The organism is Neorhodopirellula pilleata (assembly GCF_007859915.1).
GTDB lineage: Bacteria > Planctomycetota > Planctomycetia > Pirellulales > Pirellulaceae > Rhodopirellula > Rhodopirellula pilleata.
Map to the genome: position 1 here is coordinate 51443 of NZ_SJPM01000019.1, position 26355 is coordinate 77797.

The following is a 26355-nucleotide window of genomic DNA, read 5'->3' on the forward strand; positions in this document are numbered from 1 at the left end:
ACAGCCCCGACGGGTTAAAACAGATCACTCGGATTTCACAAAAACTCAACGAATTACGGACCCCTTCGTCACCCATGTCGACCGCCACCGCCGAAAACCGTACCGAACCTCAAGACCCTTATTTCCAAAGCCTGTTCGCCGAGCGAATTGGTGGTGCCAATTATGGCAAAGGCACCGAGATCTACAAGTTTGAGAAGATCAAGCGGGCCAAACGCAAGGCGCTCGCCGATCACCCTGAACGAAAATTGTTGGACTTCGGCATCGGCGAAAACGATTCGATGGCCGCCCCGAGCATCCGCGAAAAGATGCAGGTGGAAATCAACCGCATCGAGAATCGTGGGTACGCCGACAACGGGGTCGCCGAGTACAAGGAAGCGGCCGCTCGTTTCATGGACCGTCATTTCGGCGTGAAGCTGAACGCGGCGACTCAGATCAACCACTGCATCGGCAGCAAGCCCGCCTACGCGATGTTGCCGGCGTGTTTTATCAACCCCGGCGACATCACGATGATGACCGTGCCCGGCTACCCCGTCGCCGGCACCCACACGCGTTACTACGGTGGCGAGGTTTACCGCTTGCCGCTGTTGGCCGAGAACCGTTTTCTGCCGGACCTCGACGCGATCCCCGACGATATTTTTCGCCGGACCAAGTTGATGGTGTTGAACTATCCCAACTCACCGACCGGTGGAACGGCCCCGGCCGAGTTTTTTGAAAAGGTCGTCAAGCTCGCCAAAGAAAAGGAATTCGTGGTCGTCAACGACGCGGCGCACGTCATGTTAACGTTCGACGGACGTCCGACGAGTTTTCTGGAAACGCCGGGGGCTCTCGACGTCGGCGTCGAAGTGCATTCGATGAGCAAAGGTTACGACATGATCGGATGGCGAATGGGATTCGTTGCCGGTCATCCGTTGATCGTGCAAGCGTTCGCGGACGTCAAGGACAACAGCGACAGCGGTCAGTTCATCGCCACCCAAAAAGCGGCTGCGGCGGCGCTCGATGACGATTCGATCCCGGAACAAATCCGCGCCAAGTATCGCCGACGAATGGAAAAACTGGTCAAGGTACTCAAGGACGCGGGCTTCGACGCCGAGATGCCCGGCGGGACCTATTTCCTGTACACCAAGTCGCCGACCCACACGGCCTCGGGCGAGACCTTCGCCGCCGCCGAAGACGCGACGCGATTCTTGATCGAACAGAACGGCATCGTGACGGTTCCTTGGGATGACGCCGGTTCTTTCTTGCGATTCAGCGTGACGTACATCGCCGAAGACGAAGCGGCCGAAGACGCGTTGATGGCGGAGACGGCCGCGCGTTTGGCCGGGGTGGGCTTTCAATGGAAATCCTAGGCGGCCCGCACTACGCCGTCGCCGGTGCCGGTGAATCCCACGGCCCGGCCGTCACCACAATCATTCATGGATGCCCGCCGGGACACCGGATCCGACGGACCGAAGTGCAACCGTACCTCGATCGCCGCCGTCCGGGCGGCAACAAGCACGGCACGCCTCGCAACGAGAAAGACAAAGTCGTGTTCCTGTCGGGGTTGTACCGCGACGACGTCGACTTGTTATTGACGGGCTCCCGATTGTCGGTCGATGTCGATGGTGCCACTTTCGAAACCGAAGGTTACGAAGACGGTTTCACCACCGGAGAACCGATCGCCGCGATCGTGCTTTCGACGAGCAAAAAATCAGGCGACTACACGCAGTTCACCGGCCCCGGCGGCGAAGTTCGGCCCGGTCACACGGATCTAGTCAAGTACCATCAATCCAAAGGGTTCGTCGATATCCGAGGCGGCGGCCGGTCGAGCTACCGCAGCACGATCAGCGATGTGATCGGCGGCAGCGTCGCAAGGATCGTGTTGAAGCAGATGTTCGGTGTTGAGATCCTTTCGTCGATCACCCAAGTCGGAACGCTGAAGGCGACGAGCCGGCTCAGCGAATCGATCGGGGCATCCAACCCTTCGGCCGAAACGATCGCGGATTATCAAACCAAGCTCGACGCCAACGAGATCCCAACGATCGATGCCGCGTTCGCCGACCAGGCCAGCGAGTTGATCAAGGAAACTCGCAAGCGTGGTGATTCGCTCGGGGCGGCCGTGGAGGTTGTCGCGGTGAATGTGCCGCCGTTGCTCGGACAACCGCTGTATCAAAGCCTCAAGGTTCGCTTGATGGGGGCACTCGGCGGGCTCAACGCGGTTCAGTCTTGCGAGATCGGAGCGGGCGTCGCCGTGATCGAGCGGGTCGGCAGCGAGAACAACGATCCGATCCGGCGCGACGGTTATCGATCCAACACGCATGGCGGATTGCTCGGCGGGATCACGACGGGGAACCCATTGGTTGCGCGGGTCGGTTTCAAGCCGACGTCGACGATCAACTTGCCTCAAGAATCGGTCACCAAGGATTTGCGGGAGATCGAATTCGAGCTGGCCAAAGGTCGCCATGATCCCTGCGTCGGAGTCCGCGCGGGCGTGACGCTCGAATCGCGAATGGCGATCGAGCTGCTTAACGCTTTGTTGGCTTACCAAGGGTCGGCACATGCCGGAGACGCGATCAAACTGTTTTGATCTCGCCCTCTTTATCCTACACATCTTTTTGACCCCCACGAGCTCGTCTCGTGGGTGAATAAGGTTCGCCAGCTAGACAGCGACGCCCTCCCCACCCTCCGAGTTTCACTTGTGCTCGCCGCTTCAAGCGGCGAGCACAAGTGAAACTCGGAGGGTGGGGCGAATTGCGGCTTGCGTCTAGCTTGCCAACCTCGGCTTCCTGCCAGACGAGCTGGCAGGGGAGCGATCCATACCTACTGGTTCCCAGGCCGGAGCCTGGGAACGAGGGTTATTTTTGTTTGAGCGATTGTCGTTTGCGACGAACTTTGGAAACATCAATCCCCAAGTCGTCGGCGATGGTTTGATCGGGCTCGTTGCCCAAACGGGCGACTTGGTGCGGCTGCCAACGGAACGTCGGTTTGGCCGGCGGAATCGAGTGACGGGAACGGTAACTGCGGATCGCGGCGACCGAGATCCCGGTCTTGCGGCTGACCTGGACATCGGAAAGTTTGCCCAACATCGCGATCACCCTCGGCGTCCAACGTTTCGCGTTGGCTTTGGTCACCGGGGATTCGATGCCTAAGGATTGGCGTTTGATGATCACCTTGCGCCGCGGGATGCCGAACCGCGATGCGATTTGGGTGTCAGGAATTTTACCGAGCAGCGAGAGTTCCTTCTTGCTCCACTTCCTCGCCCGTCGACCTTTGCGTTGAGCGCCAATCCCCATGGCGATGCGTTTGGAGGCGACCGTGGAAGTGTCCAGTCCGATGCGGCGACCGATCTCGGCATCGGAGAGTTGGCCGAGCCATTCCAATTCTTGGTCGGTCCAAACGTGCGCGACACGACGGGCGGGGGGCAAGGTCTGGCTCAAGCTTTCCGAACCCGACGATCGGTTGCTGTCGGCGCGATGCGGCGGGGCGACTTTGCTTGCTTTTTTGGCCATACTTGCGAATTCTACCAAGGCAGCGGAAGATTGCTTCCCCCTGGATTCCGATTCGAACTGTTTTCACGCGTAAAGGATATTGCCGTGCCCGTGGCCAACCCGGACCTGCAAAACGCTTACGAAGTCCTCGATCGTGTTTGGGGCTACGACGAATTTCGACCGTTGCAAGCCGAAGCCGTTTCTGACGTGATCGCCGGTCGCGATAGTCTCGTCGTGTTGCCGACCGGGGGCGGCAAGTCGCTTTGTTATCAAGTCCCCGCCATCGTGCGTGAGGGCATGGCGGTCGTGGTATCGCCGCTGATTTCCTTGATGAAGGACCAAGTCGATGCGTTGACTTCCAACGGGGTCGCCGCCGCGCTGGTCAACAGCACTCAATCGGACGACCAAAAACGCGTCACCGCACAGCGGATCCGCAGCGGTGAGATTCGGATGTTGTACATGGCCCCCGAGCGTTTGCTGACCTCGCGGACGCTGGACTTCCTGACGACGGTGCCGATCAGCTTTTTCGCGATCGACGAGGCACACTGCGTCAGTAATTGGGGGCACGACTTCCGTCCCGAGTATCGCGGCTTGCGAGTATTGAAACAACGGTTCCCCGACGCGTCCGTTCACGCCTTCACCGCGACAGCATCGGAACGTGTTCGCGACGACATTGTCGAGCAGTTGGGATTGAAATCACCGAACGTTTTAGTCGGGAATTTTGATCGCCCCAACCTGCGTTACCGGATGATGCAAAGCAACGGCAAGTTGCAACAGATCCAAACCGTCATCGAGCAACATCGCGGCGAATCCGGGATCGTGTACTGCATCACTCGTAAAGAAGTCGAGCAAACCGCCGCGGCGTTGGAAACCATCGGCATCACGGCGCTGCCTTATCACGCGGGCTTGGACGACGTCACACGCCAAGCCAACCAAGAAGCCTTCATCCAAGAGAAAGTCGACGTGATCGTAGCCACGGTTGCTTTCGGTATGGGAATTGACAAGTCCAATGTGCGGTTTGTCATTCACGCCGGGATGCCCAAGTCGATCGAACACTATCAACAAGAAAGCGGACGGGCGGGACGAGACGGTTTAACGGCGGACTGCGTGTTGATTTACAGCGGCGGCGACGTGATGACGTGGAAACGGATCCTCGAAAACGGCGACCGATCGAATTTCGACGACGCGATGGGAAGCGTCAACGCGATGGCCGACTTGTGCTCGGGCGTCCGATGCCGTCACGCGGCGATCGTTTCGTATTTCGGTCAAGAATACGACGTCGATAACTGCAACGCGTGCGACGTTTGCTTGGGTGAACTCGAAACGGTCGACGATCCCGTCACGTTGGCACAAAAAATCCTGTCGTGTGTCGTGCGTTTGCAAGAGCGGTTCGGTGTGGCATACACCGTGAAAGTATTGACCGGTGCGAAGGACCAAAAGATTTTGAGTTCCGGTCACGACCGACTGAGCACGTACAGTTTGTTGGGGGATGAACCCGCCGCCGCAGTGAAAATGTGGATCGAACAACTCATCTCGCAAGACTACTTGCGACGTGTCGGCGAATACGGAACGCTCGCGTTAACACCGAACGGGCGAGACCTATTGAAACGGATCGGCTCGGTAACACTCACGCGTCCGCCTGCCCGGGCGGTTCGCTCGAGGGCGGGCAACTCTGGCGCAGGGAATGGTTACTCACGGCCGGAGGAATCTTGGGAAGGCGTTGATCGCGGATTGTTCGAGCATTTGAGAGCGTTGCGAAGTCAATTGGCGAGCCAACGCAACGTGCCCGCGTACGTGATCTTCGGTGATGCCGTGTTGCGAACGCTCGCGCGGCAACGCCCCAGCGATCTGGATCGGTTCGGCACGATCCACGGCGTCGGCCAACGCAAACTCGAGGAACTCGGCGAAGTATTCCTCAACGCCATCAACGAGTACTGCGACGGGCATCCGCTTACCCGCGACGTCCCCGACACCTCGCCGAGACCCACCGCCGCGACGTCCGTCAAGAAACCCCTTTCGATGAAAGGCGAGTTGGCAATCAATCAGGCGCGCGAACTGTTCCGAGCCGGCAAGTCGATCGACGAAGTCGCCCAAATCATGGGACGTGCCGAGTCGACCACGCGAGGCTATTTGGCGAATTACATCGCCGACGAAAACATCACCGACGCGTCCCCGTGGGTCGATGCCGAAAAGATCCCGTTGATCGAAGAAGCCGCCGGGATTAGCGAAGACCAACGGCTCAAACCGATCTTCGATGCGTTAGCGGAAAACGAAGCGATTAAGGTGCCGGTTTCGTACGCTGATATTCGGATCGTGATGAGTTGCTATCAAAACCGCAATCAGCAAGCCGAGCCGACTTAGTACACTCGTTCCCAGGCTCCCGCCTGGGAACGCACTGCCCAAGAGGCTCCCGCCTCCCGATCTCCATCGACTCGTCAAGCGGAAGCCTGAGATGCCTTGGGTCACCAGAAGGGAGCCCGGCAACCAACCTTGCGGCTAATCGTTTGTAATTCGGCTCTCAATCCCTACCCGGTGCATCCGATCAGGATGCATTGACAAGGTTGCCGATTGATTGACGACCATACGCATGGGGTCATCCGTCGAAACGCATCGCCAGTCTTGTTCGTGAGAACGCCAATGGCTGACCCAATGTCCATTGACGAACCGCGACTTGATCAGGCGTGCTTGCCATTGGATTCCATTGGATCGTTGCGTATCACTGGCGACGACCTCAAGGTTCTCCGGACGCACAATCCACTGCGATTCCGTCGATTCCAATGCAAACGCGTTCGCGGCGTTTGCCGATAGGACATTGACGGGAGGATGACCGAGCGAACGTGCGACCGCGAGCGTTTGCGGACGATGATAGATTTCAGAAGGTGGTCCGGACTGGACCACCCGGCCCTGATCGAGGACGGCGATTCGGTCGGCTAGTCGCATCGCTTCGTCGCCGTCATGAGTCACATGAACGATCGCGGTCGACGGCAAGTCGGTGCTCGCGGTGGTCCGCCCACGTTGCCGCGGCAAGTCCGCTAGCAACGATAGGAAGTCTTCACGCAAAGTCGCATCGAGTCCATGCAACGGTTCATCAAGCAGCAAGACCGCCGGGCGACGCAGGATCGCTTTGGCCAACGCGGCACGACGCAACTGACCGCCGCTCACTTGGTCAGGCCGCCGATCCAAAACATCAGCAATCTGAAAACGCCGGGCGAGCGATTCGATTTCCGTTTTCGTGTCTTGCTCGACGTTGCTGGCTCGGCACGCCAGTTCCATCGCCCGTCGCAACGTCCAGTGCGGATACAGCCGATCGTCTTGAAACAGCATCGCCACGTGCCGGTCCTTCGGCGAGGTTCTCGCAACGCATTGTTGGTTCATTTTGATCGTCCCCGCCTCCAGCGGAATCAACCCGGCGATCAATCGCAACAGCGTGCTCTTGCCACTGCCGCTGCGTCCCAATACGACGCAGTACTCGCCAGCGGCGAGCGAAAAGTCAAGCGAACGCAGTATCGGAACATCGGCATAAGAATGATCAATCCCGATCAGCTTCAAGGCTTCCGGTTCGTTCACGAGACGAGCCGTTCAAACCGTTGGCGGATATTGCGGCGGGCTTGTTCGCAACGTGCAACAATCGTCCGGGGATCCGATTCATCGAGCAAGCGTGCCAACATTTGCATTTCGAGGGTATCGACGTCGCCGTCTTGGGATAACGGTAGCTCATGTCGTGATACCGTGTTGATCAAACGCAGTTTCGCTTCCACGTTTCGGAGATAGCGATAGTCCTCGATCAATGTTTCGGCGTCCTCTCGTTCATAGACGCCGACGTCGGTGAGTTCACGCAAGCTATCGATGATCCCGGTCGACTTGATGGGTGGCTGATCTTGGGTGCGTTTCAATTTTCTGACCGCAACAATGCACTGAACATCGACGGTGCCGCCGACCCCGCGTTTAAGGTTGTCGGGCGTTGCGGTCGATTCACTGCGTTGGCGAAGTGACTTCATTTCGCCGACATCGCTTTCTCGCCACGGCGTTTGAAGAATGGCCCGGTCGATCACCTCCTCGACCATCTTGATCGCAGCCTTGGAACCGGAGACCGGGCGCGCCTGACAGAGCGCCACGCGTTGCCATAGTGGCGCACTGCCGTGACGGAACGGCTTGAGGAATTGGGCTAGCGAATCAGTCAGAACGGTTTCATCCGCTCCTCTCGCGAATGGCAGATCGATCTCGTAGAGTCGATTGGTTTCCGAATCGATTTCGCGGATCACGTTTTGAGCGAGCTGGTTGAAAAACTGACGATTCGAAAGCGTCGTCCGTGGTCCGCCGACGCGTCGAACCGTTTCTCCGTCGGCGGTATAAACGAAAGTCAAATCGAGATCGCTGTGGTAGTTCGGTTCCCTGCCGCCGAATTTCCCCAACGCGATCGCGACCATTTCCGCCGGATTGCCGTGACCGTCGACCGGATCGCCGAAACGCGACGCGAGTTTTTCTTGTTGGTTCTCGATCACCCGTCGAAGGCACGCTTCGGCGGTATCACTGAGCGTTTGCCCGATGTCGTCGAACGATTCCTTATTGAGCAGATCCCGCACGCCGATCATCAGGTGCGATCCGGTCTTGAAGGTTTGCAAAATCAGCCGGATGTCTTCGGCCGATCCACACAAGCGAATCGTTTGAGCATCCAATCGTTGGGCCGTCGGTAGTCGATTCATCACCAGCGAATCGATCAACTCGTCGATCATGCCGGGGTGATTCCGCAGGATGTTCGTCAGGTAGGGTGCCAACGCACACAACCGCACCATCAATTGCAAAGTCGCCCGATTGGAACCTAACAATTCCCAAAGCGTGGCTTTGGCCCCGATCGAATCGGTCACCTCGACCAATCGAGAGAGCGTTTGATCGGGGGCGGGCGTTTGGGCGATTTCACGCAACAGCCCCGGTGCGACGCTGGCGAAAAAATGGCGACAACGGCGGGGCGACAAGAACGAAACGGTTTCATGGCTCAGCGCCGCCAAGTGATCGACCGCCCGTTCGATTTCTTCAAACCCATGGCCGCGCAAGACTTCCTGGTAGGCTTGAAGATCAGGATCAGGATCAAGGATCAGTTCCGTTTCAATTTCGACGACATCATTGAAGGAGGCGGGGGTTTCTTGGGACGGGTCGCGAGAACTAATCGGGCGGGCCGCGACGTCTTGAATCAATAGATGGTTGATGATCTTGCGATCGACTTCGAATGTGCCACTGAGCAAAGTTTCGAAACGTTCTATATCGCCGATTTCGATTCCATTACGATCATCGATCGTACGGCGCACACCGAGACGCCAGGCCAATTGCCGGCGCACGTCGGGATCATCGGGCAGGTGAGTCACACGATGATCGAACAAGACCGCGAGGTGATGTTCCAGGCGGCATAACCGGGCGTGGTTGTCCGAAAGGATCGTCGCTTCTTGGATCGTCAGACAGCCGTGGCGACTCAAAGCGGCGATCGCGTCGAGCGTATTGGTCACGCGGACTTCGGGCAGTTCGCCGCCGTGAAGCAGTTGCAAAAACTGCACAATCAATTCGATGTCACGTCGGCCACCCGGACTGTCGGCGATCGGGGTTCCGTCCTGTGAATCCGGTGACATGGCGCGCTTTTCAAGTTTGCGACGCAACACGCGGATGTCCGATATCTCGCTCCGTGTGAGCAAGCGATGGTAAACCCAAGGCTCGATTCGCTTGAGAAAACGACGTCCCAGTTCGTCGTCCCCGGCGACGACGCGCGCCTTGACGAACGCCAACCGTTGCCAAGTCTGATTCTCTCGCTCGTAATGGGCTGCCGCTTCGTGGGCGTCATGGAATTCGATGACACGTTTGCCGGATCCCGCATTTCGAGCCCAATCGTTGAGCCGTTGGCTGTCGCTAAGATGGCTTTCCTCACCTGGGCCCGCGATGAAATTCAGGTTCAGTGAAACGACCGGCCCGCGGTTGGAATTGAGCAGCCCGATCAAACCCGAAGCGACTTGCCGATTGAATCGCAGGTGGCTTTCGTTCTTGCGATCGATTTGATCGCACAGCATTAGTAGATCCAACGGCGAGTCGTACCCGATTTCCTCGCCGCCGTAATTCCCAAGTGCGACGATCGCGTAGGTCGGCTGCGTTCCGTCGATCCGTTGCGGGATCGCATGGCGGCTGGAGACTTGGTCGATCGTGAATCGTAACGAGGCATTGAGTATCGCGTCGGTCACGTAACTGATTTGGCGTCCGACGCGATCGGGTGACAATCCGCGGACGAATTCGCTGTACGCAATCCGCAACATTTCCCGACCGGCGAAACGTCGCAGTGCCACCGCGGCCCGGGCGACCGATCCGACCGTTTGCAACTCGGCCGACAATTCGTCCATCAGGATTTCCGGGGACGAGGGTTGCCCGTCGCTAGCCCGCAACAGATCAAAACTTTCGGGGTCACTGATCAGCAGTTCGGCGATCGATTCGCTCGTCGACAAGACCTGCATCAGTGCGGGAAGCGAATGGGCATCCCGATCAAACAGGGCCAACAATGACATCGGACTGCGAGACCCGTCGATGAAACGGGCTAATTCGCCGATCGTTTTCTCGGGAGCATCGATCAGCGGAATGGTGCCGTGTATCAAATGCCACAGGTTGGCGAGCAAATCCGACGACGCCCCGGATCTTGCGATTCGCCGGAGCGACTCGAGCACACCGTCTGGATCCGAAAAACGTTGCGCCGAAAGCGGCTCAAACGCCGCCCAGGGGGTCTCAGGCTGGGGCGTTCCTGACGATTCGACGTGATCGGCGGATTTCATCGGCGTCGTTTCATCAGAAAAAGAGGGTAAAGCATCGCTGGAAGCGGGAAATGACTCGGTCTTCCGACAGCCTCCCGAATCAATCACTAGGTGGATTCGGGAGCAACTCGAGGGAACTTTTCGGCCGTCGTTGCATCCAAGTTTAGACGTCACCGGAGGATTGTTGTAGCGGAGTCCGCCTCACGAACACGAATGGTAACCTACCTTTGGACATGCGAGACGGGGGAACGTTTGGCATGGAAACGCGAAACGTTGAGATCAGTTCAACGAAACCAACCGACGTTGCGTCGACGCAACGTGACGTTGATTTCGGGCATCGGTCTCGCCGCATCACCTTATCCTCCCCGCAGGCAATTCGACTTGCCTAACCTCTTTCGTGACAATGGTTTGCCATGATTTACGCGTTGCCTGGAAAGGCTTCTGGCACTGACAGTGCTTGGTTTCTCGACCTGAACCTAGTTGATGATCGTTCGGAAACCGAGGAGACCTTGATGGGTAAAAAGTTCAGCCGCCGCAGTCTACAGGATGATGCCTTTGATGCTGAAGATTCCGTCTCCCGACGGTCTCGCACGATGGGGCAAGATTTTGCCGACGCGATCGCGGACGACTCCGACCTATCCCTGATCGCCGACGACGACTTGCCGATCCGCCGGGAAGAAATGCTCGGCGATCCGACCGAAGACCCGGTCCGAATGTACCTGATGCAGATGGGCCAAATCCCGCTGCTCAGCCGCGACCAAGAAGTCTCGGCCGCTCGTCAAATCGAAGCCACCCGCGACCGCTATCGCCACTGCATGATGGCGACCGATTTCATGTTGCAAGCCGCACTGAAACTCCTGCAACAGGTCCGCGACAAACAACTCCGGCTCGATCGCACGATCGAAGTCAGCGTTACCAACGCGTCGGAGAAGAAAGCCATCATGAAGCGGATCATTCCGAATACCCGAACCCTCGGACATCTGCTTTCGAAAAATCGTAGCGACTACATGACCGCGATCAACAAGTCGTTGCCGATGCGTCGTCGCCGGGCTGCGTGGCGGAACCTCGTGATCCGTCGCAACAAGGCGGTCCGGTTGGTCGAAGAAATGAACTTGCGGACCAACAAACTGCAACCGATCTTTGAAAAGCTGCGTCGCAGTTCGATGCGAATGGATGAAATTCGCGAAATCCTAACCCAGCCTCATCGGCTCGCGCTCGCCGGAATGCCCAGCGAAGAGGAACTTCGCAGCGAGTTGCGATACCTCATGCGTTTAACCTACGAAACACCACAAACGTTACACCGACGTATCGATCGCTGCGACACGCTGCGGGACGATTACGATGCTGCCAAGCGAGTGTTGTCGGCGGGTAACTTGCGATTGGTCGTTTCGATCGCCAAGAAATATCGCAACCGAGGTTTATCGTTCCTGGACTTGATCCAAGAGGGCAACACCGGGCTCATGCGAGCGGTTGATAAATTCGAACACGCCCGAGGCTACAAGTTCAGCACGTACGCTACGTGGTGGATTCGCCAAGCGATCACTCGAGCGATCGCCGATCAAAGTCGTACGATTCGCGTGCCGGTTCACATGATCGACACGATGAATAAAATCCGCCAGATCACCCGCGACCTCGTACAAGAACAAGGCCGCGAACCCACGCCCGAAGAAGTCTCCGCCCGCAGCGGTCTGTCGCTCGACGACACCCGCGTGATCCTCAAGATGGCCCGTCAACCTTTGTCACTCGATCAACCTGTCGGGGATCACGAAGACAGCGTCTTCGGCGAATTCCTTCAAGACCATCGCGACCAAGATCCATTGATCGAATCAAACCGCGAGGCGCTCAAACGCCAGATCGACTTGGCGATGGAAACATTGAACTATCGGGAACGCGAGATCCTGCGTTTGCGATACGGCTTGGCCGATGGTTACACGTACACGCTCGAAGAAGTCGGCCGGATTTTCCAAGTCACTCGTGAACGCGTCCGTCAGATCGAAAGCAAAGCGGTTCGCAAACTGCAACAACCGTATCGTGCCAAGTCATTAGTCAGCTTCCTCGACGGGGCTGAACTGACCATGTTTGAAGGCAGCGAAGCGATCTGAAGCATTGTCGGGAACAAATCACGAGGAACCTTCGGCAACTCAGTGATTCGGTCGACGTCGAGTGACTCGATTCAAGGGTGCGAATTTTGTTCGCAACCTGCTATAATAGTAGTCCGTCTGCGTTGGTTTCATGGTTCTTGTTCACTGCGCCGCCCCGTTGTTCTCGCCTAGCCTTTTTCTGCTTAAACATCGACCAGCGAGAAGCCATTGGTTTCTCGCTCGGTCGTTTTTCGCCTTGATCGCATTGACCGTAACGGCCCCAACATCTCGGGCGGATCAGGCGGCCCGCGAGCAAAAGTTGCATGAAGAATTGATCCCGTTGTTGCGGACGTATTGTTACGACTGCCATGGGGTCGACGAGGGCGAAGGAGGGCTGTCGCTCGAAGCCGACGACACCTCGGAAAAACTGCTTAAGGGGCGAAAAGATTGGATGCGGGCGAAAGCTCAAGTCCAACTCGGAACGATGCCCCCTGCCGACGCCGAATTGATGGATCCCGTCTCGCGTGAGCGGATGGTCAATCTGATCGATGAACTGGCCAACGCCGTCGACTGCGTTCAAAACCCCAACGCGGGCAAGGTGACGTTGCGTCGACTCAATCGCAACGAGTATCGCAACACGATTCGTGACTTGACCGGCGTCGACTATGCCCCGGCGGAAGATTTTCCGGGCGACGACATTGGGTACGGCTTCGACACGATCGGTGATGTGTTGTCCTTGCCACCACTGCTGATGGAAAAGTATCTCGATGCGGCCGAAGCGATCGTCGGCGAGGCGATCTACACGCCTGAACCGCCCCAAACCTACAAGCGGGCGTTCGCGCCGGCGGATTTGAAAGGGGCCAAGAAATCGGGCACCCAAACCTTGACCATGGCATCAAGCGGGAAGGCCACGCTTGAACTTGATGCACCCTTCAAAGGCAACTATCAAGTCAAGCTGTTTGTTAGCGGCGACCAGGGCGGTGACGAACCGGTCAAGATCAAAGTCTCCAGCGCCGGCAAGGAAGAAATTGTCGACGTTCCCGAAAGCGAGATCGCTGAGAAGGTGGTGAGCTTCCAGTTCGGCAAAGTCAAACGTGAAATCGACATCGAGTTTATCAACGATCATTACGTCGCCGGAAAGATAGACCGCAATTTTCATCTGCACTACATCGAAGTCGAAGGCGTCGAACAGCGAAGCCGGTTTGCGACCCAACCTGAACTCCCAGCTAGCCACAAATACTTGCTATTCAAGACGCCTGGCGCAAACGAACCGATCGACACGGCGGCCGCCGCTGTGCTCGGACGATTTGCCTCGCGGGCCTATCGTCGTCCCGCCTCGCGCGCTGAAATCGAACGTCTCGTCTCGCTCGCCAAACAGGTTACGGACGGAGGCGGATCGTTCGAGGAAAGCATTCAAGTCGCCATGCAAGCAGTGCTCGTTTCGCCATATTTTCTGTTTCGCGTCGAACGCCCGCGACAGCCCGATGCCTCGGGTAAGATGCCGCTGATCAACGACTACGAATTGGCCACTCGTATCTCGTATTTCTTGTGGAGCAGCATGCCCGACGATGAGTTGTTATTGCTCGCCCATCAAAACAAGCTTCGCGACCGCAATCAGTTGCTCGACAAAGTGGGACGGATGATCCAAGACCCACGTGCGAGCCGGTTCGTCGAGAATTTCGCCGCTCAGTGGTTGCAATTACGCAACCTCGATGCGGTTGATCCGGACACTAAAATCTATCGTGGCTTCAACGATACCGTCCGAAAAGAGATGAAGATCGAAACGCTGATGTTCTTTTCCGAGGTGATGAAGAACAACATGCCGGCAACCAAATTGATCGACGCGGACTTCACCTACCTGAACGAATCGCTCGCTAAGTTCTACGGCATGGACGATGTCCGCGGCGATGAATTCCGTCTCGTGTCCCTCAAGGGAACGCCCCGTGGAGGTTTGTTGACCCACGCGAGTGTTTTGACCGTGACGAGCAATCCCACACGAACGAGCCCGGTCAAACGCGGGAAATGGATTCTCGACAATCTACTCAACACACCACCTCCACCGGCACCGCCGAACGTTCCCGAATTGGAAAAGGGAAAACTTGTCGGTTCGTTAAGAGAGCGGATGGAGCAACATCGCTCCAATCCGGCATGCGCCGCGTGCCACAACATGATGGACCCGCTCGGGTTCGCGTTGGAGAATTTCGATGCCGTCGGTCGTTATCGGACACGCGATGGTCGTGATGAAATCGATGCATCCGGGGAGATGCCCGATGGAACCCACTTCACCGGGGCCGAAGGACTGCGTGACCTACTTGCCACGCAACGGAAGGATCAATTCGTCCGCTGCCTGGTCGAGAAGATGTTGATTTATTCACTCGGTCGCGGTACCGAATACTACGATAAATGCGCGATCGACCAAATCATGGCAAAGGTCCGATCCAAAGATTACCGATTTGCCTATGTCATCGCTGGTATCATCGAAAGCGAACCGTTCCAGAAACAAGGTTTTCGAGAATAGTTCGCCTTCGTTCACATTGCCTTCAACAAGGATTCACTTATGCCGACTAGCCTTTCCCGCCGAACCGTCCTTCGTGGTTTGGGCACGGCGATCGCTTTGCCTTTGTTCGACGCAATGCAGCCGAACCGATTGCTCGCTGCCACCGGATCGCCCACCGCACCACCGCTGCGAATGGGATTTTTCTATGTGCCCAACGGGATGCACATGCCCGATTGGACGCCGTCCAAGGAAGGCCGCAGTTACGAACTCACCGAGACGTTGTCGCGTCTGTCGGCCCACAAAGATTCGTTCAACGTTTTGACCGGATTGACCCTCGATGGCGCTCGCGCCCACGGCGATGGCGGCGGCGATCACGCCCGTAGCGTTGCAGCATTTTTGACCGGAGCCCACCCTCGCAAAACCAACGGTGCCGATATCCAAAACGGCATCTCGGTCGACCAAGCGACCGCCGAAGCGATCGGCGACCAAACCCGTTTCAGTTCGCTCGAATTGGGACTCGAGGCAAGTAGCCAAGCCGGCAATTGTGACTCCGGCTATAGCTGCGCGTACGCATCGAACATGTCCTGGCGTGGTCCGACCAACCCGATGGCCAAAGAAAATGACCCGCGGGCGGTGTTCGATCGTTTGTTCGCCGGACAAACCGTTCAAGAAACGCGGCGGGCCAAGAGCGAACGCGAAAAGCATCGCAAGTCGATCTTAGATTTCGTCCAAGCCGACGCGAAGCGTTTACACGCCCACCTACCGATCGTCGATCGTCGCAAACTCGACGAATACCTGTATTCCATCCGTGATGTCGAGAAACGTCTCGATGGGGCTGAAAAGTTAGGGATCAGCGAAGAAGGCGTGCCCGACTACCCGCGTCCTCTCGGCGTGCCGCGTGAGTTGTCCAAACACAGCGAACTGATGATGGACATGATCACGCTGGCCTACCAAACCGACAGCACCCGCATCCTGTCGTTCATGTTCACCAACGCGGGTAGCAATCGTTCGTACAAAGAAATCGATGTCAACGAAGGGCACCACGAGTTGTCCCACCACGGCAAGAGTGCTCACAAGCAAGCCGAAATCGCCAAAATCAATCGGTTTCATTTGGAACGGTTTGAATACCTCATCTCACGGTTAAAGAATATCCCCGAAGGCAATGGCACGTTGCTGGACCACTGCATGATCGTCTACGGCAGTGGGATCAGTGATGGCGACCGGCACAACCACGACGACCTACCGATCTTGCTCGCCGGAGGTGGTGGCGGGCGCATCCAAACCGGTCGGCACATCCGCTACGAGAATGGCACGCCGCTGTGCAATCTGTATCTGTGGATGATGCATCAAATGGGCGTCGAAGCGAAACAGTTCGGCGACAGCACCGGTGAACTGAACCAATTAGCTTCGTAATCATTCGCAAGGTGTTACCCGTTACTTGTTCCAAGGCTCCCGCCCTCTTTATCCCACACATCTTTTTGACCCCCACGAGCTCGTCTCGTGGGTGAATAATGTGGGGCAAATTGCGGCTTGCGGCTTAGCTTGCCAACCTCGGCTTCCTGCCAGACGAGCTGGCAGGGGAGCAATCCATGAGGACTTGTGGCCTATCAAGAGGGCTCCCGCCTGGGGACGCACTGTCCTGGAGGCTTTGCCTCAGCCCCGGTTAACGCTCGCGGGAACCGCCGCTAACGCGGTACGGCTAATTCAATCAACACGCCGCTAGCGGCGTGTTGATTGAATCGTAACCCGAAGCGTTAGCGAGGGATCCATCACCATTAAGTCCTTTGTATGTATCCCTCGCTCACGCTTCGGGTTTCGATGAGGACTAAATCAACAGCCCGCTAGCCGCACCCAGGTGGGTTGCGGTTGATAACGCAACAGTTTGGACACGCCTCAATCGCCGCGACTCACCGATTCAAACGCCGGCTTGAACGCGTCGGTTGGACGAACGCCGTCGCGCCGAGTTTGGATAAACCCTCTGCGGATCGATCGTAAACCGCTTCGCTGTGAAACAACCATAGGATCTTCACGCGGCGATTCGTCGGCGATTTCGGGATCGGTGCTTGTCCATCGGTAAAGACGATCAATCCGTCGTAATTGGTCGACGGCTTATACTCGCCGCGCCCGTCGATCAAATCGATGATGCATTGAAAGTTCGTGCCGCCTCGCCCGGTCACTTCGATATGTTCTATGGCACGTCGCAGTGTCATCGGGGGTGAAATAACCCGCGTATCAAAGCTCACCACGTCGATACTGCGAACGCCGTATTGAAAGAAACGATTGATGATCGAAAACCCCATTTGCAGGACTTCATGACTCATCGATCCTGAAACATCGACCGCAAAGAGCAGCGAAGTCGTGAAGTCGTATCGACTGCCCATCTGAGCGAATCCGTATCGGCGACTCGGCTTCATTCGCGTCAATCGGCGATCGACCGACAATACGCTTTGTCGAAACTGTCGCAACACGCCACGGTAATCTAACGGTGGTCGGAGTGTCGCCCGGAGTTGCTCTTTGGCGAAACCACCAAGCGTTCCCCAGCGATCACCTTGGGAGGCTTCTTGGATCGCGATCGAGATTTCTTCTTGAGCCAGATCGTCGGCGTCCCAAGCCTGCGTATTCTCCAGTCCTACCGACCCGGCGTCGGCATAGCTTTCTAGATCGGCCGAACGTGGCCCCGGCGTTTGCGATGAGTTCGGCTGATCGGATGACTCCGCCCCGTCGCTTTCATCGCCGGTTGGCTCGTTGGTTCGTTTGTCAGATTCACGCTCGCCTTGGGTATCCTGTTGCGATCGGGGCTCGTCGTTTTGTTGCGTGTCGTCTCGCCCTGACTCATCCTGTTGCGAATCGTCCTGATCCCGGGAGGCGTCCTTTGGTGGCGGATCGTCTTGCTGTTTACGCTCAAGCAATTCGCGGTAATAGTATTCAAAATACTGATCGTCATGTTCCGGACCTCCCAACACGTCACGAGCACGGGAGATCGGAAGTTTGGTCCGCAAACATTCCTGCACCGTTAGATTACTCGCCGCATACGACAAGGCTGCGTCGTCTTGGCGGCGGCTATAAGGATGCCCGAGCAGAATTCGCATCGTTTCGAATGTCAGAACTTGACGCAAGCTCTCGTTCGTTAGCGAAGCGATGAAGTCAGGGTTGTATTCGATCCGGCCACGCCCGACTCGAATCGTAGCGATTTGGGGTTGGGAAGCGATTTCATGCATCGTCCAAGCGGCGAACAGCAACGGTTCGCTCAGAAACCACCCTTCGATCACACGCGTGATGCGTTGACGTGGATCGACTCGACTCAATGGATTTGGATCCCTTCGATGTACTCGGTGACGAGTCCCGTCAGCTCGAGTGATTCCGATAGGAACAACATCGCGTTGGGGTACTGGGGCTTATCGACCATAGAAACAAAGTGGGCGACGCCCTCGTCAAATTTTCGACTTCGCAACAATTTCAAGTAGGCCAGCAACGCCTTGCGGGCTTGGTCTTGTTTACCAACCGGGCACTTGTCCGCTTGCAACCACATCAAGATTTGCTCGTTGAGCAGCAGTAATTCCTGAAGCGGCATCTTGGCAATCGTCTTGCGGTGGGTCGACCATGCCAACAAGACTTCGTCGGGGGTGACCGGCAGCGGCGTTGCCAAGCTTTTGCGAAACGCGGTCGCAGCGGTCGGCCCCACGATGCCGGCGACCATCTTGATATGCATTGGCGTGAGTGTCGCGAGCGGACCGATCAAATCGCTGACCCTCGCCCAGCCTCTGCGATCGGGCGTTTTGACCAATCCCGAGCTGAATACGGCCGACGACGGATCCGCCACACTGTCACCGTCGAGATAATGCGGCTGCTTTTGCAGAAAACCAATCACACGGGCATCGATCCGATGCTCGCTCGCCCAACGCATCCAATCATCCACCGTGGGTGCAAAATGATAAAGATTGAATCGGGAAACCAATGCCGGATCCAAATCGGTCAGTTGATATTCGTCGCCCTCGTTGACGGCCGAAACGATGACGCTTCCTTCGGGTAGCTTTTTGCCGGCGAGCGTCTTGTTGAGCGCCAACTCCATGACCGATTGCAGAATTTCCGGACGGGCACGGTTGAGTTCATCCAAGAACAGGGCGACCGGTTGGTCATCGACGGGCCACCAATAGGGCGGCATGAACTCGCTCCGTTGGGTCGTTTCATCCTGATGCATCAACCCGATCAAGTCACCGGGATCGCTCATTTGTCCAAGGAAGAACGCCACGACCGGCATTCCACGTCGACGATAGAACTCGGTGATCGTTTGCGATTTCCCGATTCCGTGTCGCCCGGCCAGCATGATGTTTTGCTGAGGCGGGGTGACGGCGAGCAGTTCGTTGAGTTCGGTGACGTCGACGCGTACGGCCAAAGGGATGGCTCCCGGGTTTCATCGAAGGGAGGTAGTCGGAATCGCAAGAATTCGGCACTTGTCAGAACACTATTTGAACTTTGACAAGTTCCACTGCCAACGATGATTTGGACAAGAAGCCCAAAGGACACGTACCAAAAAAAAATGGTCATTTTCGAACATTGATGTCCGAAGATGACCATTAAGCGAGTGACCCCTACGGGACTCTCACAAACGGCCAAATCACCGGAAACTATAGCACACGATCAAGCGGCGGTGTCCCCGGCGGTGTCATTGGCGTCAGAGGCCGAACGCATCAAGGCGGCGATACTCGAAGCCCTCGCGTCACTGACCGACCGGCAACGTCTCATCGTCCTCACCTACGCCCAAGAATTGGCGGCCGAAGCGGCCAAATCGGCGGAGGTGTCACGATGATTATGATCGGCCACCGCCAACCACCACGGTGCGAGTCCTGCCGAGGCCTGGGCGACGTTTTCTATTCCGCCGACCTCGAAGCCAATGTCTGCGAAGACTGCGAAGCGGCAATCCTTGCCGACGATGCGGGCGAAAGTGTCCACGACGATGAGGAAGAAATAACCGAAGCGGAATACTTTCAAATCCTCACGGAATCATGCCAAACCTTGTCCGGCGTCTTGGGTGCCTTCGGGGAAGACATCGCATCCGTTCCCACCGAGGAGTTCACCGATCCCGACGGAATCGAACTTCTCGCGTCGTTGAAGCGGAACGCTGATTTTTGGATCAAGACCGCCGACGCACTCACAGAAGCGGCCGCACAGGCAACCGCGATCACCAACCGTTTAACCACCGAGGATTCAGACCAATGACCACCCACACCGCTTTCGTCTCGCAAATGCATTCCAACTTCATCGCCGACATCCGATCACGCCACCGACGCGGGCGAGCGACCGCCAAACCGGCGAAATCACCCACCAACCGCCCGAAAACAACCACGGAAACCACGATGACATCGATCGACGTCCTGAACGAGAAACGCGAAGCCGCCCATGCTGCCCTGATGAACAGAATCACCCAAGGCCGCCCGAACGCCCCGGCCGCAAAGCTGGTTCGATCCCGGGCGATCATCTCGCTCGAGCTCGCCACGGCTTCGGAAGTCGACCGCTATCGACTCGTTCGTCACATTGAACGGATGAAAATGGTCATTCTCGACGACAAAACGGACCAACACTCTCAAAGGCTCACAGTTGGGTCTAAATGGACCGATCAGCAGTTCGCGAGTCAACTGTCGGAGTTGGTCGAAATCGCCTCACAGCTTGGCATCTCGGCGGCGGTCTGCCCGGTTTTAGGTCCCAAACGCAACTAATCGAGCAAATCCGGCTAAAATCCGGGCAAAACAGACGACCCAAAGCGAAAACCGGGCACCCATGGCGACGACCGCACTCACCAAGGCAAAGAAATCTCGACTGACAAAGCAGGCTCGTTTTGCGGGGCTGCTCGCAACCGGAATGAGTGCGCGAGCCGCCGGGAAAGCGGTCGGCGTGGCCAAATCAACGGCGAACGATTGGGCGAACGATGTCGATGTAATCGCGACACGACGGTCCATTGAACAAAACGCAGTCGGCCGCGCGAGATCCATCATTTCCGACAATTCGCCCGAAGCGGCCCGGCGACTCGCCGACCTTGCCCAGAGTGAGAACCAAATCGTCGCTGGAAAAGCAGCGGTCGATCTATTGAAGCTTGCTGAGAAGAACGAAGAACTCGACACGGTGCCTCTTGCATACGCCAATCAGTGGATCAAACGATACCAACAGGCGGTCGAGACCGTTTTCGGCGACGACGCTGCAGGCATGGCGGTTTTCCACCAAGAGATCGCGAGACTCTGCGACGAAGGCCACATGTTGGCCACGGCCGCGATCGACTACGAAGCCGATGACGACGTGATCGACTCACCGTCACCGGCCACCAAAACGAAAAACGGGGACGAATAATGAAAGAGAAGAACCAATGTCAGAAGAAGCCTATGTCGTAACCTTACGCGCCGAGATGGGGAAGCTCCGGCAGGACCTTAAGAGAGCTCGACAACTCGCAAGCGAAAGCATCGGCACCAAGCCGATCCGGATCACGGTCGACCAAGCGGCCGCAACCCGCGAAGCCAAACGCACCGCCAAAACGATCCGCGACGCGGTTTCAACCGCCAAGATCAAACTCAACATCGATCGCGACGCGATCAACCGGCAATTCGCCAAACCGCTTCGAATCAACGCTCAAATCGTTGCCGACCGCGCGTCGATGGCGGGTTTGACGAAGGCCCAGCGGATCCGGATGCGAATCGACACGACGACCTTCGCCGCCGACGTGGTACGCGTCCGTTCGTTGCTCACGCCGTTGACCGGCCAATCGCACACGGTTCGCCTTCTCGCCGACACTTCCGGCGTAACCAGCGGCGTCGCCCGTTCGCGAGCCGCGTTGGCGTCGTTGGTTGCTCCTCAACTGAGAATCCGTGCGACGTCCGACCTCGCACCCGTTCGCGCCGATCTTCGCCGGTTGCGACAAGAAGCGAGCCAACCGATCGACGTGAACATGCGAAGCCGTGGTGGTGCGGCCGGTGGCCAACCCGGCATTGGCGGCGGTTTCTATTCCGGTGCCGGTGGTCGATTCTTTGGAGGTGCGGGCGCAGCCTCGTTCCTGGGAGGCGGTCCGCTGACCGCCATCGGTGCGGGACTCGGAGCGAGCGTTGGCGGTCCCCTTGGGGCAACCGCCGGCGGAATCGTCGGTGCAACCGCCGGGGCCGGGATCGGCATGGTCGGCGAAGGGATCGATTCGCTTGGTCAGACACAACGCATTGAAGCAACGCTCCAATCGATTCTCAAGAGCGATCAGGCCGGAACGCAGTTGCTCCAAGCCGTACAGGCTTTGCGAAAAGACGCTCCTCAACTCAGCAAGGCCGCGCTTGCACGTTCGGCCGCCTCGCTCGCTGGGGCGCAGTTTGATCCCAAGATCATCCCCGACGCGATCGCAAAACTCTCCGAAGCGGCTGCCGTGTCCCCGGTCCCGATTGAAGAGGCACTTAACCGGTTGTCCGTCGTCTTCGGTCAGATCAAAGGTGAAGAAAAGCTTACAAAGGAGAACCTCAATCAGATCACTGAACTCGGGATCCCGATCAATCGCATCATCTCCGAACAGTTCGGGGGACGGAACGCCAACGACGTTATCGCCGACACACAGAAGGGAACGATCGACATCAACACCGCCTTGAACCAAATCTTGGAAGGCTTTGGTGAATCATTTGGCGGGACGTTGGGAAAACAACTTGAATCGCTACCGGGGCAGCTCGCCGCATTGGATGCATCCCTGCTAGACCTGAAAGAGACCGCCGCCGGGCCGGTTATCCAACCTCTGACCGAAGCGATTGGTGAAATCAACGCCATGGCGGCCGCCGGTGAGTTTGAATCACTTGGGGAAGTTCTCGCCGCTACAAGCCTTGCCGCCGTCGGCGCAGCGGCAGAGCTGGCGAAACTCTTCCGAGGTATCTCAACCGGTGAGGACGCCGACGGAGTACTCTCAACGATTGCCAGGTTTGTCACCGGTAAGAACGACACAGTCAATGGTTTCTGGCAGGACGTATTTGACGCCGACGACAATCCCACCAGCCGGATAAACGCCCGCCCGATTCCGCAAAGCCGAGAAGAAGCCGAGCAATTGATGAGCGATTCGGCAATGGCCGGAGACCGCGACATTGCACAAAGCGTTCTTGACCGATCGGACATCGAAAAAATCTCTGACTCAAAGGTCAAGGCATACCTCAAGAGCATTCAGACTCGCATCGAATTCGACATGCCAGTTAGCGAACAGGAAAACACCGATCTTCAGCGGTTCAAGTCCGAACAGCGATGGCCGGAACGCATCCCAGACACGTTTAACCAACCACCAGTAAATTACGAGAACTTCGATCAGCCTGCGGAACCGAAAACCTCCACGTCCGCGATCGACGAAGCAGGCCAACGCCTTGCCGATTCACTCAACACGATCGCCGACGAGCTTCCCGCACTCGACAAGACGGCCACCGGATCACAACTACCAGCCGAGCCCGGCGCCCCGTCGACCACAGCACAAACGCCATCGGAAGCCCCAAACGCCCCGCAACCCCGCCGCACCGAAACCGCATCGACCACCACCAGCGGCCCGGTCGACGTGAAGGTCACCACCGACGTCGATGTTTCCGGCGGCGACGAAGGCCCCACCAAACCCGATCGCCCGGCGGAGATCCCCGAGACCGTCGTGGAAGCCCCCAAGGTCAACGTCACGACTCCCGAGCCCACCGTGGTCACGGTGCCACCGAAGACCAGCACGGCCGACCCGGCCGACGTTAGCCCATCGGAAACACTCACCAGCTACACCGCTCCCGACGCGATCGAAGATCTTGCCGAAACGCTGGATCGCCCTGCCCGTGCCCCTGAAATGGATTCCGCGTCAATCGTCGACGCGATCGAAGAGAACGCACCACCACGGGCCGACGGCGACAACCGAACCGAAGCCGAACGCATCGCCGACATCCAAACGGCAAACCGAGCCGACTACCAGCAAAAGAACGCCGACGCGATCCGCGAACAATCCAAGCGGGAGACCGACCCGGCCGTTCGCGCCGCGTTGGAGTACGAAGCCGAGAAGCTCGACTACCAAGCCAAATCACTTCGCAGTTCGATCCCGTCACCCGAGCGAACCGGCGAAGACCGAAAGGTTGAGGAGTACGCTGCTGCCCTCGAAGGCAACCAGCAAGACCGCGACCGCCGCCAATCCAACATTGAATTCCTTGCCTCCGCACCGCCGGAGGTCCAAGCGGCAATTGCGAATAACCAAATCGGCGACGAAGACCCCGTCTTCCCGTCCATGGTCCCTGACCCCCAAACCGCGAATCCACTGCCGAGCACCGACGAAGTCAGGCAGTATTGGTATCCTGACGAACCCGCCCCGCAATCGGCACCCACCGAACCACCGCAAGCCATCACGCCAAACGTCGCCCCGGTCGACAATCGAACCGCCGACGAACGAGCGTTCGACGAGGAAGAGTTCGCCAAGCGTGCCCCACTACGCGAACGAGCCGCCGAACTTCGCGCCGAAGTCGAAGCGATGGAAGCCGACGCGAACGCCAACCCGGTCGACCTCAAAGCCGCCCGCTACGCCGCCGATGAGGCTGGTTTTGCCGCCACCTTCGTCGATAACATCACACCGTCACCCGAATTCACCGGCGACGACCGAAAAGACGAGCGCGAGCGACTAGCGGCCGATGAGTTGGATAAGGCCAACACGACACGAACCCGCAACAAATGGCTCTTACAAGACGCTACACCCGAGGAACGCGACGCGATCGCGATGAGAGCCGAAGGCAAAGACCTAGCTTTCCCGCGAACGCTTGAAGACGCCCAAGAACCGACGGAACTTATCTCCCCGCAAGACCTTTCGGGATCAATCGAGAGCCGAGAAGCGAGATCCGCCCAATCCCGCAAGCAAGCCGCCGCATCCCAACCCAAAGGACCGGAGACGCTTGTTTCGACGACTCCGCCGGCCGACAAGCCGATGAGCGACGGGGAGGCATTCGACAAGATGCTAGACGGCATCATCGAAGAATCCACGCCGAGCCAACCCGTCGCCCCTGCCGAGATCCCACAAGCCGCCGCAATCGACGACGTTCTAACCGAAGTCGTTCAATCCGCCGCGATCGCGTCACCGCCCGAGATCGACAATCGAACCGACGAAGAACGGGCCTTCGACGCCCGGCCCATGTCTGACGACGAGAAGCGAGCCCAAACCGATGTTGCGATGCGTGGGCGTGACCTCGCCGCGATCGAAGCCGACCCGACCGCCACGACTGCCGAGGTAGTCGCCGCCCGTTACGCGTTCGACGCATCCCAAGAGGAAGCCACCGCCCGCGAAAACATCACCCCATCGCCCGAGCTAACCGGCGAAGAACGCGACGCGGAACAGAAACGCTTGGTAGCCAAAGAAACCAACCGGCAAAAGCGACTGCGCGAACAGAACATCAAGAAGCTCGAACAAGCCACCCCCGAGGAACGGGCCGCGATCTTCGCCGCGATGCCCGAAAGCACCGAAGCGTTCCCGCGATCGATCGAGGAAGGCCAGCAGATCGGCGAAACGGCCCTGACCGCTCCCGAGCGACTGGAAAACCTACAAGCCGACGAAGCCGCCTTCACGGCCGGTCAACAAGCGACCAAGCAGGCCGACGAGCAAGCGTCCGAAGCGAAGGCCAAAGAGGCCAAGCAAGCCGAACGGGCCGCCCGCGTCGAAGAGCAACGCGCCACGATCATCGAAGCCGACACCAAAGCGGTCCAGCTACGCAAGCAGGCCAGCGAGACCGAAGACCCGGCCAAGAAAAAAGCCTTGGAGTATGCCGCCGATGCCGCCGAATTCGAGAGCGAACAAGCCCGCAACATGATCCTGCCGGAAGGTCTGACCGAAGCGGAAGAGAAAGAGGAACTGGCCAAGCGAAAGGCGGAGAACCTGCGTCGTGAAGGCGACCGGATGGTCGAGAACACCCGCGAAGTCGGCATGGCCAGCGAAGCCGAGCGGGCCGCGATTGCCGAACAGCAGATCGACAGCAGGGCGTTCCCAACGAAGGCGGAGCCGGAAGACTTTTACGAAGCAGAGATGGAGCGAGGCCGGTTGAATCAGCAGGCCAAACAAGTGGAAACACAGGGCCAGCAATCCGCGATCGGCGACCGCAACGCCGCGACTGACAATCGATTCGAGGAGATTCAAAAGACGTTCCCCGAGGAGTTCAGCAAGATTCTCGATAACGAAATCGGCGACAATCCGATGCTGAAAAAAGCCTTCGAATCGGTGCGGCCGAAGTTCTCGCAAGAGACCAACGAAAACGGCGAACGGGTAAACCGCGTTGACATGGATCGGCCAGACCTACAACGGCCCGAGCCCGTTCAATACTCCGGCGTTGCCGAGATCGGCAAACTCGTTCAGGGAAACATCAACAAGGCGGAGGCGTCCGAGACCGAAAAGCAGATGCTAAAAGTGATGGAGAAGATGAAAGGCGCTTTGGAAAAGATCGAGAAGAAGACCGGCGAAGGCGACGGTTTCGGAAGAGCCGCTCCCGGATGATCGCTGTGCAAATTGCCTCGGTCTCGCCCCGGCGATAGAATCGCCCTGGGGACGCTAA

The 26355-nt window shown here is 57.8% G+C and carries 16 protein-coding genes; 11 read left to right on the plus strand and 5 right to left on the minus strand.

The window, feature by feature from the left end; all coding sequences use genetic code 11:
- The first annotated feature begins 74 nt into the window (after nt 1-74).
- Complete coding sequence (locus tag Pla100_RS26870) at nt 75-1346, plus strand: LL-diaminopimelate aminotransferase (RefSeq protein WP_146581882.1); 1272 nt, start codon at nt 75-77, stop codon at nt 1344-1346.
- Nucleotides 1334-2563, plus strand: a complete 1230-nt coding sequence (aroC, locus tag Pla100_RS26875) for a chorismate synthase (RefSeq protein WP_146581884.1) — start codon at nt 1334-1336, stop codon at nt 2561-2563. The genes Pla100_RS26870 and aroC overlap by 13 nt, the downstream gene beginning before the upstream one ends.
- 268 nt (nt 2564-2831) lie before the next feature.
- On the opposite strand, the gene Pla100_RS26880 is transcribed toward aroC, so the two are convergent.
- Complete coding sequence (locus Pla100_RS26880; protein WP_197168269.1) at nt 2832-3485, minus strand: hypothetical protein; 654 nt, start codon at nt 3483-3485, stop codon at nt 2832-2834.
- A gap of 84 nt (nt 3486-3569) precedes the next feature.
- Between Pla100_RS26880 and recQ the strand changes: the two genes are divergently transcribed.
- Nucleotides 3570-5825 (plus strand): DNA helicase RecQ, encoded by a 2256-nt coding sequence (gene recQ / locus Pla100_RS26885; protein WP_231603674.1) that lies wholly within the window; start codon nt 3570-3572, stop codon nt 5823-5825.
- Nucleotides 5826-5960: 135 nt separating this feature from the next.
- On the opposite strand, the gene Pla100_RS26890 is transcribed toward recQ, so the two are convergent.
- A complete protein-coding gene (locus Pla100_RS26890; RefSeq protein ID WP_146581888.1) occupies nt 5961-7031 on the minus strand; it encodes an ABC transporter ATP-binding protein in 1071 nt (356 codons plus the stop codon).
- On the minus strand, nt 7028-10261 hold the full coding sequence (locus Pla100_RS26895) for a [protein-PII] uridylyltransferase family protein (RefSeq protein ID WP_146581889.1): 3234 nt from the start codon (nt 10259-10261) through the stop codon (nt 7028-7030). The genes Pla100_RS26890 and Pla100_RS26895 overlap by 4 nt, the downstream gene beginning before the upstream one ends.
- Nucleotides 10262-10653: 392 nt before the next feature.
- Between Pla100_RS26895 and Pla100_RS26900 the strand changes: the two genes are divergently transcribed.
- The 3 genes from Pla100_RS26900 to Pla100_RS26910 all read left to right on the plus strand — a co-directional run bounded on the left by Pla100_RS26900 (nt 10654) and on the right by Pla100_RS26910 (nt 16231).
- Nucleotides 10654-12342 carry a sigma-70 family RNA polymerase sigma factor gene (locus Pla100_RS26900; protein ID WP_146581891.1) on the plus strand — a complete coding sequence of 563 codons (1689 nt, stop codon included), beginning with the start codon at nt 10654-10656 and terminating at the stop codon, nt 12340-12342.
- A gap of 235 nt (nt 12343-12577) precedes the next feature.
- The gene (locus Pla100_RS26905; protein ID WP_390620666.1) at nt 12578-14839 is read left to right on the plus strand and encodes a DUF1592 domain-containing protein; all 2262 of its coding nucleotides are present in this window, start codon (nt 12578-12580) and stop codon (nt 14837-14839) included.
- Between the two features lie 39 nt (nt 14840-14878).
- On the plus strand, nt 14879-16231 hold the full coding sequence (locus tag Pla100_RS26910; protein ID WP_146581895.1) for a DUF1552 domain-containing protein: 1353 nt from the start codon (nt 14879-14881) through the stop codon (nt 16229-16231).
- A 494-nt stretch (nt 16232-16725) separates the two neighbouring features.
- On the opposite strand, the gene Pla100_RS26915 is transcribed toward Pla100_RS26910, so the two are convergent.
- Nucleotides 16726-18123 carry a DUF2201 family putative metallopeptidase gene (locus Pla100_RS26915; RefSeq protein ID WP_231603676.1) on the minus strand — a complete coding sequence of 466 codons (1398 nt, stop codon included), beginning with the start codon at nt 18121-18123 and terminating at the stop codon, nt 16726-16728.
- On the minus strand, nt 18120-19211 hold the full coding sequence (locus Pla100_RS26920; RefSeq protein ID WP_146581897.1) for an AAA family ATPase: 1092 nt from the start codon (nt 19209-19211) through the stop codon (nt 18120-18122). Before Pla100_RS26920 ends, Pla100_RS26915 begins: the two co-directional genes overlap by 4 nt.
- Before the next feature lie 174 nt (nt 19212-19385).
- Between Pla100_RS26920 and Pla100_RS26925 the strand changes: the two genes are divergently transcribed.
- The 5 genes from Pla100_RS26925 (at nt 19386) to Pla100_RS26945 (ending at nt 26297) form a co-directional block, all read left to right on the plus strand.
- Nucleotides 19386-19625 carry a hypothetical protein gene (locus Pla100_RS26925; RefSeq protein ID WP_146581899.1) on the plus strand — a complete coding sequence of 80 codons (240 nt, stop codon included), beginning with the start codon at nt 19386-19388 and terminating at the stop codon, nt 19623-19625.
- The gene (locus tag Pla100_RS26930) at nt 19622-20035 is read left to right on the plus strand and encodes a hypothetical protein (RefSeq protein WP_146581901.1); all 414 of its coding nucleotides are present in this window, start codon (nt 19622-19624) and stop codon (nt 20033-20035) included. The genes Pla100_RS26925 and Pla100_RS26930 overlap by 4 nt, the downstream gene beginning before the upstream one ends.
- Nucleotides 20032-20532 (plus strand): hypothetical protein, encoded by a 501-nt coding sequence (locus tag Pla100_RS26935; protein ID WP_146581903.1) that lies wholly within the window; start codon nt 20032-20034, stop codon nt 20530-20532. The genes Pla100_RS26930 and Pla100_RS26935 overlap by 4 nt, the downstream gene beginning before the upstream one ends.
- A gap of 61 nt (nt 20533-20593) precedes the next feature.
- Entirely contained in the window at nt 20594-21157 is a 564-nt protein-coding gene (locus Pla100_RS26940) for a hypothetical protein (protein WP_146581905.1), read from the plus strand.
- Between the two features lie 16 nt (nt 21158-21173).
- Nucleotides 21174-26297 (plus strand): hypothetical protein, encoded by a 5124-nt coding sequence (locus Pla100_RS26945; protein ID WP_146581907.1) that lies wholly within the window; start codon nt 21174-21176, stop codon nt 26295-26297.
- Nucleotides 26298-26355 lie beyond the last annotated feature (58 nt).

What these genes read in the sequence shown, in the direction of transcription:
- Pla100_RS26870 (WP_146581882.1), top strand. Translation starts at nt 75, where the DNA reads ATGTCGACCGCCACCGCCGAAAACCGTACCGAACCTCAAGACCCTTAT.
- aroC (WP_146581884.1), top strand. Translation starts at nt 1,334, where the DNA reads ATGGAAATCCTAGGCGGCCCGCACTACGCCGTCGCCGGTGCCGGTGAA.
- Pla100_RS26880 (WP_197168269.1), bottom strand. Translation starts at nt 3,485, where the DNA reads ATGGCCAAAAAAGCAAGCAAAGTCGCCCCGCCGCATCGCGCCGACAGC.
- Pla100_RS26895 (WP_146581889.1), bottom strand. Translation starts at nt 10,261, where the DNA reads ATGAAATCCGCCGATCACGTCGAATCGTCAGGAACGCCCCAGCCTGAG.
- Pla100_RS26900 (WP_146581891.1), top strand. Translation starts at nt 10,654, where the DNA reads ATGATTTACGCGTTGCCTGGAAAGGCTTCTGGCACTGACAGTGCTTGG.
- Pla100_RS26910 (WP_146581895.1), top strand. Translation starts at nt 14,879, where the DNA reads ATGCCGACTAGCCTTTCCCGCCGAACCGTCCTTCGTGGTTTGGGCACG.
- Pla100_RS26925 (WP_146581899.1), top strand. Translation starts at nt 19,386, where the DNA reads ATGACCATTAAGCGAGTGACCCCTACGGGACTCTCACAAACGGCCAAA.
- Pla100_RS26930 (WP_146581901.1), top strand. Translation starts at nt 19,622, where the DNA reads ATGATTATGATCGGCCACCGCCAACCACCACGGTGCGAGTCCTGCCGA.
- Pla100_RS26935 (WP_146581903.1), top strand. Translation starts at nt 20,032, where the DNA reads ATGACCACCCACACCGCTTTCGTCTCGCAAATGCATTCCAACTTCATC.
- Pla100_RS26940 (WP_146581905.1), top strand. Translation starts at nt 20,594, where the DNA reads ATGGCGACGACCGCACTCACCAAGGCAAAGAAATCTCGACTGACAAAG.
- Pla100_RS26945 (WP_146581907.1), top strand. Translation starts at nt 21,174, where the DNA reads ATGTCAGAAGAAGCCTATGTCGTAACCTTACGCGCCGAGATGGGGAAG.